The 8,715-nt window shown below is 73.3% G+C and carries 2 protein-coding genes; both read left to right on the top strand.

Going from position 1 to position 8,715, the window contains the following annotated elements:
- The coding region (locus ACWC5O_RS44615; RefSeq protein WP_450781299.1) for an SDR family NAD(P)-dependent oxidoreductase at positions 1 to 5,634 on the top strand (5,634 nt) is incomplete at its 5' end.
- Positions 5,635 to 5,710: 76 nt separating this feature from the next.
- A partial coding sequence (locus ACWC5O_RS44610; protein WP_450781297.1) for a type I polyketide synthase occupies positions 5,711 to 8,715 on the top strand: 3,005 nt, incomplete at its 3' end.

The following is an 8,715-nucleotide window of genomic DNA, read 5'->3' as shown; positions in this document are numbered from 1 at the left end:
GTGATCAAGATGGTGATGGCGATGCGGCACGGGGTGCTGCCGCGGACCCTCCACGCCGGCGAGCCGTCCTCCCATGTCGACTGGACGGCCGGGGAGATCAGCCTTCTGACCGACAACGTGGAGTGGCCGCAGTCGCAGGACCGGCCCCGCCGTGCCGGTGTGTCGTCCTTCGGCATCAGCGGTACCAACGCCCACGTCATCCTCGAACAGGCCCCGACGGACGAGACCGACGACGCCGACGAAACCATCCCCGCTGCCGAGACCGAGGGCCGCAGTGTCCTCCTGCCCCTCTCGGCCGCGGAGCCCCGCGCGCTGCGCGTCCAGGCCGAACGGCTGGCGACCCTCCTGTCGTCCGATTCCGAGCTGTCGCACCACGACGTCGCACGGTCGCTCGCGACGACGCGTTCCGCGCTGGAGCACCGGGCCGTGGTCCTGGCCGCCGACCGGCAGCAGGCCCTGCGCGGCCTCCGGGCGCTCGCCGACCAGGAGCCCGTCGGCCATGTGGTCACCGGCACGGCAGCCACCGGCGGCGGACGTACGGTCTTCCTGTTCGCCGGTCAGGGTTCCCAACGACTGGGCATGGGCTGCGAGTTGTACGAGGCGTATCCCGTCTTCGCCGAGGCCTTCGACGCGGTGGACGCGGAACTCCCCTTCAGCCTGCGGGAGATCGTCTTCGGTGAGGACTTGGAGTGTCTGAACCGGACGGAGTACGCGCAGCCTGCCCTGTTCGCCCTCGAAGTGGCGCTGTTCCGGCTGCTGGAGTCGTGGGGTGTGCGTCCGGACGTACTGCTCGGGCATTCCATCGGTGAGCTGGCCGCCGCCCACGTGGCCGGTGTGTGGTCCCTGGCGGACGCCTGCCGTCTGGTGGTGGCGCGGGGCCGGTTGATGCAGGCGCTGCCCGAGGGTGGTGCGATGGTGTCGCTGCAGGCGTCCGAGGACGAGGTGCTGCCGCTGCTGGCCGGCCGGGAGGACCAGGCCGGCATCGCCGCCGTCAACGGCGCGGAGGCGACCGTGGTCGCGGGCACCGAAGCAGCCGTCGAGGAGATCGCCGCACACTTCCGCGGCCTCGACCGCAAGGCGACCAGGCTGCGGGTCAGCCATGCCTTCCACTCACCGCTGATGGAACCCATGCTCGACGGGTTCCGTACGGTCGCGGAGAGCCTGGCGTACGACCGGCCGCGGCTGACCGTCGTCTCGGCGCTCACCGGGGACCTCGCCGAAGCCGACGACCTGATGACCCCCGACTATTGGGTGCGGCACGTTCGCCACGCGGTACGGTTCGCCGATGGTGTCCGCCGGGTCCGCGCCGAAGGAGTCGGCAGCTGGCTGGAGCTGGGACCGGACGGCACACTCACCGCCCTGGCCCAGGCCGAGGCGGGTGCCGATCCCGCCGAGCAGGCGCTGTTCGTGCCTACGCTGCGCAAGGACCGCGACGAACCCGCGACGCTGCTGAACGCCGTGGCCGCGTTGTACGCCCGTGGCACCGTACCGCGCTGGCCGGCCGTGTTCGCCGGCATCGGAACGCGCCGGGTCGATCTGCCGACGTACGCGTTCCAGCGGCAGCGCTTCTGGCCGGGCGTCCCGAGCGCCACAGCGGGCGACGCCGTGGGGCTCGGGCTCACGGCCTCCGGCCATCCGCTGCTCGGCGCCGAAGTCACGCTGGCGGAAGGGGGAGGGGCCCTGCTCACCGGCAGACTCTCCCTCAGGACCCACCCGTGGCTGCGGGACCACGCCGTGGCGGGCACGGTCCTCTTCCCCGGCACGGGCTTCCTGGAACTGGCGCTGCAGGCAGGCCTCCGCGTCGGCTGCGGACGTGTCGCGGACCTGACCCTGGAGACGCCGCTGGCCCTGTCGGAACGAGACGGTGTACGGGTCCAGGTCGCTGTCGGCGGCCCGGACGACTCGGGGCGGCGTACCGTGTCCGTCCACTCGCAGGCCGATGGCGCCGACGCCGCGACCGAGGACTGGGTCCGCCACGCCACCGGCCTCCTCGACGCGCACGGCGACCACGAGGTGGACCACACCGCCGGGGCGGGTGACCTGGAGAGCTGGCCGCCCGCCGACGCGGCCCCCGTCCCGCTGCACGGCTTCTACGAGCGGCTCGCGGACGAGGGATACGCCTACGGCCCGGTGTTCCAGGGCCTGCGCGCCGTCTGGCGGCAGGGTGACGACGTCTGCGCCGAGGTCGGGCTGCCCACCGACCAGCAGGGCGAGGCCCAGCGCCACGGTCTGCACCCGGCCCTGCTGGACGCGACGCTGCACGCGTGGCTCGCCGCCGGGCGCACGGCCGCCGACGGTTTCGGCGGTGTGCGGCTGCCGTTCTCGTGGAGCGGTGCCACACTGGCCGCGGTGGGCGCGTCCGCCGTGCGAGTGCGGCTGTCGCCGGTGGACGAGGACACCCTCACGATCACCGTCGCCGACACCGAGGGCCGTGCGGTGGCCCGTGTCGACGCCCTCACACTGCGGGAGTTGAGCAAGGACGCCCTGGCGCCTGCCGCCCCGGGCGGACCGGCCGGGCCGCGGGACGCGCTGTTCCGGCTGGAGTGGAGCGCGCTGCCCGCACCGTCCGGTTCCCTCCCCGACCCGGCCGAGCGGTGGGCCGTCGTCGGACCCGACATCGCCGGGCTCGGCGAAGCCCCGGCCGGAGGCTACGCCGACCTCACGGCACTGGCCGATGCCGTCGCCGCGGGAACACCGGTGCCGGGCGCGGTACTCGTCGCCTGCGGTCCGTCCATGGCCGAGGGGCCGTTGGCGGGCGCGGACGGCACCGGTGCGTCGCGGACCGTGGAAGCCACCAGGGCGGCGCTGCACCACGTCCTCTCCCTCGTGCAGGACTGGCTGGCCGACGACCGCTTCGGCGCTGCCAGGCTGGTGCTGGTGACACGGGGGGCGATGCCCGCCGACGGCGGCCGGGCCCTCACCGACCCGGTGGCGGCCTCCGTCTGGGGGCTCGTCCGCTCCGCACAGTCGGAGCACCCCGGACGTCTGGTCCTGCTGGACCTCGCGTCCCACACGCCCGCCGCCACCGACCAGGTCACGGGTGCCGACGGTGCCGGCGGTGTCGCCACGCAGACCGACCCGGCCCCGGCCCTCGCCTCCGGCGAACCCCAACTCGCCCTCCGCGGCGGCGTCGCCCACATCCCCCGGCTGGCCCCGGCCGGCACCGGCGGCGCGCTGCTTCCGCCGCCCGGCGAACCCGTGTGGCGGCTGGACGTCACCACGCCCGGAACCCTCGACAGCCTGGCCCTGGTCGGCTGCCCCGAGGTCACCGGACCGCTCGCGCCCGGCGAGGTACGGGTGGCGATGCGGGCCACCGGCGTCAACTTCCGCGACGTCCTGGTCTGCCTGGGCATGCTCGACCGCGAGGTACCGGGCCGCGAGGGCGCGGGCGTGGTCCTGGAGACCGGCCCGGGCGTCACCGGCCTCACCCCCGGTGACCGCGTCCTCGGACTCTTCTCCGGGGCGTACGGCCCGGTCGCGGTGGCCGACCACCGTCTGCTGACCCGGCAGCCCGACGACTGGTCCTTCACCGAGGCCGCAGCGGCGCCCATCGTCTTCCTCAGCGCCTACCACGGTCTGGTGGACCTGGCGGATCTGCGCCCCGGCGAGTCCGTCCTCGTCCACGCGGGCACCGGTGGCGTCGGCATGGCCGCCGTACAACTCGCCCGGCACCTGGGCGCCGAGGTCTTCGCCACCGCGGCTCCCGCCAAGTGGGAGACCCTGCGGGCCATGGGCCTGGACGACGACCACATCGCGTCCTCGCGCGACACGGACTTCGAGGAGAAGTTCCTGCGCGTGACCGGGGGACGTGGCATGGACGTCGTACTCAACTCCCTGGCCCGGGAACTGATCGACGCCTCGTTCCGGCTGCTGCCGCGCGGCGGTCGCTTCATCGAGATGGGCAAGACCGACCTGCGCGACGCGCAGACCGTCGCCACCGAGCACCCCGGCGTCGGGTACCGGGCGTTCGACCTCAGGGACGTCGACCCCGATCACACCGCCGAGATGCTCACGGCCGTGCTCGCGCTGTTCGAACAGCGGGCGCTGCGCCCGCTTCCGGTCACCACATGGGACGTGCGGCGGGCCCCGGAGGCGTTCCGGTACCTGAGCCAGGCACGGCACACTGGCAAGATCGTCCTCACCGTTCCCGAGGTGCCCATCGACCTCGCCCACACCCCGGCCGGCGACGGACACACCGGGACGGCGGCCGGCGACGGGGGCACCGCAGAGGGCGCGCGCGACGGACGTACCGCAGAGCACACCCGTACCCATGGCACCGTCCTGATCACCGGCGGCACCGGAACCCTCGGCGGACTGTTCGCCCGGCACCTGGTGACCCGCCACGGCGTCCGCCATCTCCTGCTGACCAGCCGCAGCGGCCCCGACGCCCCGGGTGCCGCCGAGCTCACCGCGGAACTGACCGGGCTGGGTGCCACCGTCACGGTCGCCGCATGCGACATCGCCGACCGGCACGCCCTGGCCGGGCTGCTCGCCGAGATCCCCGCCGAGCGTCCGCTCACGGCCGTCATCCACGCGGCCGGAATCCTCGACGACGGCATCCTGGACGCCATGACGCCCGACCGCGTCGACCGTGTCCTGCGGCCCAAGGCACAGGCCGCGTGGAACCTGCACGAACTGACCCGCGACCTGAACCTGTCGGCGTTCGTCCTCTTCTCCTCCGTGGCCGCCACCTTCGGCAGCCAGGGGCAGGCCAACTACGCCGCCGCCAACGCCTTCCTCGACACCCTGGCCCACCACCGCAGGGCCCAGGGGCTGCCCGCGCTCTCCCTGGCATGGGGCCTGTGGGACACCGACGACGGCATGGCGGGCACCCTCGGCGCCGCGGACATCCGGCGCATCGGCCGTATGGGCCTCGCACCCCTGCCCGCCGACGAGGGCCTGGCCCTGTTCGACTCGGCCCTCGCCGCCGACGAGGCGCTGCTGCTGCCCACCCGGCTCGACCTGGCCGGGCTGGAACGCCGCGGGACCGAGCCGCCCGCCCTGCTCAGGGCACTGGCCCGGACCCCGGTCCGGCGGGCCGCCGCCGACACCTCCGGCACCGCGGGCGGGGCCCGGGACGACGCCAGCGGTACGACGGTGTCGTTCACCGAGCAACTGCGCGTACTGCCCGCCGAGGAACGGGAACGGGCCACCCTGGACCTGGTCCGCACCCACACCGCGGCGGTCCTCGGGCACTCCGACCCCGAAGCGGTCGACGCCGACCGGCCGTTCAAGTCGCTGGGCTTCGACTCGCTCACCGCGGTCGAGATGCGCAACCGGCTCGGCACGGCCACCGGGCTCACCCTGCGGGCCACGCTGATCTTCAGCTACCCGACGCCCGCGGTCCTCGCCCGGTACCTGCTGGAACAGTGCGCACCGCAAGAGGCACGGCCCGCAGACCTCCTCCTCGCGGAACTCGACAAGCTCGAGTCCGTCATGGCCGGTGTGGACCGTGCGGCCGACGCCGCGGCGGGCGACGACGGGCTGGACGACAAGGTGACCGCCAGACTGCGGGAGCTGCTGACCCGGTGGACGGGCGGCGCGGACGGCACGACGACGGCCGGCACCGGACTCGAATCCGCGACGGACGACGAGATGTTCGACCTCATCAACAAAGAGCTGGGCATTTCCTGACCCCGACCGACCCCGGACCGCTCAGGACCCGACGTCTCCGGATCCCCTCGGGGCTCCTCCTAGGAAGTGGCATCGAATGGCGAGCAACGAAGAGAAGCTGCGGGACTACCTCAAACTGGTCACGGCCGACCTTCGTCAGACACGCAAGCGTCTGCAGGACCTCGAGGAACAGCAGCAGGAACCCGTCGCGATCGTCGCGATGGGCTGCCGCTTCCCCGACGGGGCCGACACCCCCGAGGCCATGTGGCGGCTCCTGGCCTCCGGCACCGACGCCGTCACCCCGTTCCCGGCCGACCGCGGCTGGGACCTGGAGGCGCTGTACGACCCGGACCCCGACCGGCCGGGCACCTCGTACGTCCGCGAGGGCGGCTTCCTGCACGACGCTCCGCTGTTCGACGCCGAGTTCTTCGAGATCTCACCGCGCGAGGCCCAGGCCATGGACCCGCAGCAGCGGCTGCTCCTGGAGACCTCCTGGGAGACCGTCGAACGCGCCGGCATCGTCCCGGCCTCCCTGCGCGGCTCGGGCACCGGCGTCTTCGTCGGAGCCATCGCCCAGGACTACCTGCCGCGCTCCCAGGACTCGCAGGCCGACCTCGGCGGCCATCTGCTCACCGGCAGCACCATCAGCGTCGCCTCCGGCCGTATCGCCTACTCCTTCGGCCTGGAGGGCCCCGCGGTCACCGTCGACACGGCGTGCTCGTCGTCACTGGTGGCCCTCCACCTCGCCGTACGGTCCCTGCGCTCCGGCGAGTGCGACCTGGCGCTCGGCGGCGGCGTGACCGTCATGTCCGGCCCCGAGATGTTCGTCGACTTCGGACGGCAGCGCGCGCTCGCCGCCGACGGCCGGTGCAAGGCGTTCTCCGCCGAGGCCAACGGCTTCGGACCCGCCGAGGGCATCGGCATGCTGCTCCTGGAACGCCTCTCCGACGCCCGCCGCAACGGCCATCCCGTTCTCGCCGTGATCCGCGGCAGCGCCGTCAACCAGGACGGCGCCTCCAACGGCCTGACCGCCCCCAACGGCCCTGCCCAGGAACGGGTCATCCGGGCGGCCCTGGCCGACGCAGGCCTGTCCGCCGCGGACATCGACGCCATCGAGGCCCACGGCACCGGCACCCCCCTGGGCGACCCCATCGAGGCGGAGGCGCTGCTCGCCACCTACGGCGCCGCACGGCCCGAGGACCGGCCCCTGTGGCTCGGTTCGGTGAAGTCCAACATCGGGCACACCCAGGCCGCCGCCGGTGTGGCCGGCATCATCAAGCTGGTGCTGGCCATGCGGCACGGCCTCCTGCCCCGCACCCTGCACGCCGACGAGCCGTCCCAGCACATCGACTGGACGGCCGCCGACCTCCGCCTGCTCACCCACGAGCAGCCCTGGCCCCGCCACGACGACCGGCCCCGCCGCGCGGCCGTCTCCTCCTTCGGAATCAGTGGCACCAACGCCCACATGATCGTCGAGGAGGCGCCCGCGCCCGGATCGCACGACCTGACGGGCGAGGCGGAAGAGGCGGAGGCGGCGCCCGCGAACGCCGCTCCCACGGCCGGCCCGAAGCAGCCCACCGGCGAACACCCCCTGCCCTGGGTGCTCTCCGCCCGCAGCCGCGCCGCACTGACCGCACAGGCCGCGCGCCTGCTCACGCACCTCGACGAGGATCCCGACCCGGACCCGGCCCGTATCGGTCGCGCCCTCGTCACGACCCGCTCCACCTTCGAACACCGGGCAGTGATCACCGGCCGCACCCTCGACGAACTGCGCACCGGCCTCACCGCCCTCGCCACCGGCGAGCCCCACCCCCACACCGTCACCGGAACCGTCCGGACCGGCGGACGGCTGGCCCTTCTGTTCACCGGCCAGGGTTCGCAACGGCTCGGCATGGGCCAGGAGTTGTACGAGACGTATCCGGTCTTCGCCGAGGCCTTCGACGCGGTGGACGCGGAACTCCCGTTCGATCTGCGGGAGGTGGTCTTCGGTGAGGACGCGGAGCGTCTGAACCGGACCGAGTACGCCCAGCCCGCCCTCTTCGCCCTCGAAGTGGCGTTGTTCCGGTTGCTGGAGTCGTGGGGTGTGCGCCCGGACGTGCTGGCCGGTCATTCGATCGGTGAGATCGCGGCGGCGCATGTGGCGGGGGTGTGGTCGCTGGCGGACGCGTGCCGACTGGTCGCCGCGCGTGGCCGGTTGATGCAGGCGCTGCCTGAGGGCGGTGCGATGGTCGCGCTCCAGGCCGCCGAGGACGAGGTGCTGCCGCTGCTCAACGATGAGGTGGGTATCGCGGCGGTCAACGGTCCGCAGGCGGTGGTCGTTTCGGGTGCCTCGGATGCCGTGGAGGAGGTGGCCGCGCACTTCCGTGCCCAGGGCCGCAAGACGACCGCCCTGCGCGTCAGCCACGCCTTCCACTCCCCGCTGATGGAGCCCATGCTCGACGACTTCCGTGCCGTCGCCGAGACCCTCACCTACAGCGCCCCGCGCATCCCGTTGATCTCCAACGTCACCGGCCGCCCGGCCGAACCCGGCGAACTGACGTCCCCCGACTACTGGGTGCGGCATGTCCGCCGGCCGGTCCGCTTCGCCGACGGCGTACGCGCGCTGGAGGAACGCAAGGTTGGCCGGCTGCTGGAACTGGGCCCCGACGGTCAGCTGACGGCCCTGGCCCAGGCCTGCCTGGACGACACCTCCCACGACTTCGCCACCACCCTGCGCAAGGACCGCCCGGAGCCCGAGAGCCGGCTCACCGCACTCGCCCAGCTCCACGTCGGCGGCCTTCCGGTCCGCTGGGAGGCGGCGTTCTCCGAGGACACGTCCGCCGGTTCCGAGCAGGACCGGGTGTGCCTGCCGACGTACGCGTTCCAGCGACGCCGCTTCTGGTCGCGCGACACGGGCTCGGCGCTCGGGGATCTGGGTGCGGTGGGTCTGGGTTCGGTGGGGCATCCGTTGCTGGGTGCGGCGGTGGAGTTGGCCGGTGGTGACGGTCTGTTGTTGACGGGGCGTCTCTCGTTGGTTGCGCAGGAGTGGTTGCGGGACCATGTGGTGGCGGGTGTGGTGGTGTTTCCGGGGACGGGTTTCCTGGAGTTGGCGTTGCGGGCCGG

Source organism: Streptomyces sp. NPDC001450, assembly GCF_053597295.1.
Note: the sequence above shows the minus strand (reverse complement) of the source record. Positions and strands in the feature narration are given on the sequence as shown.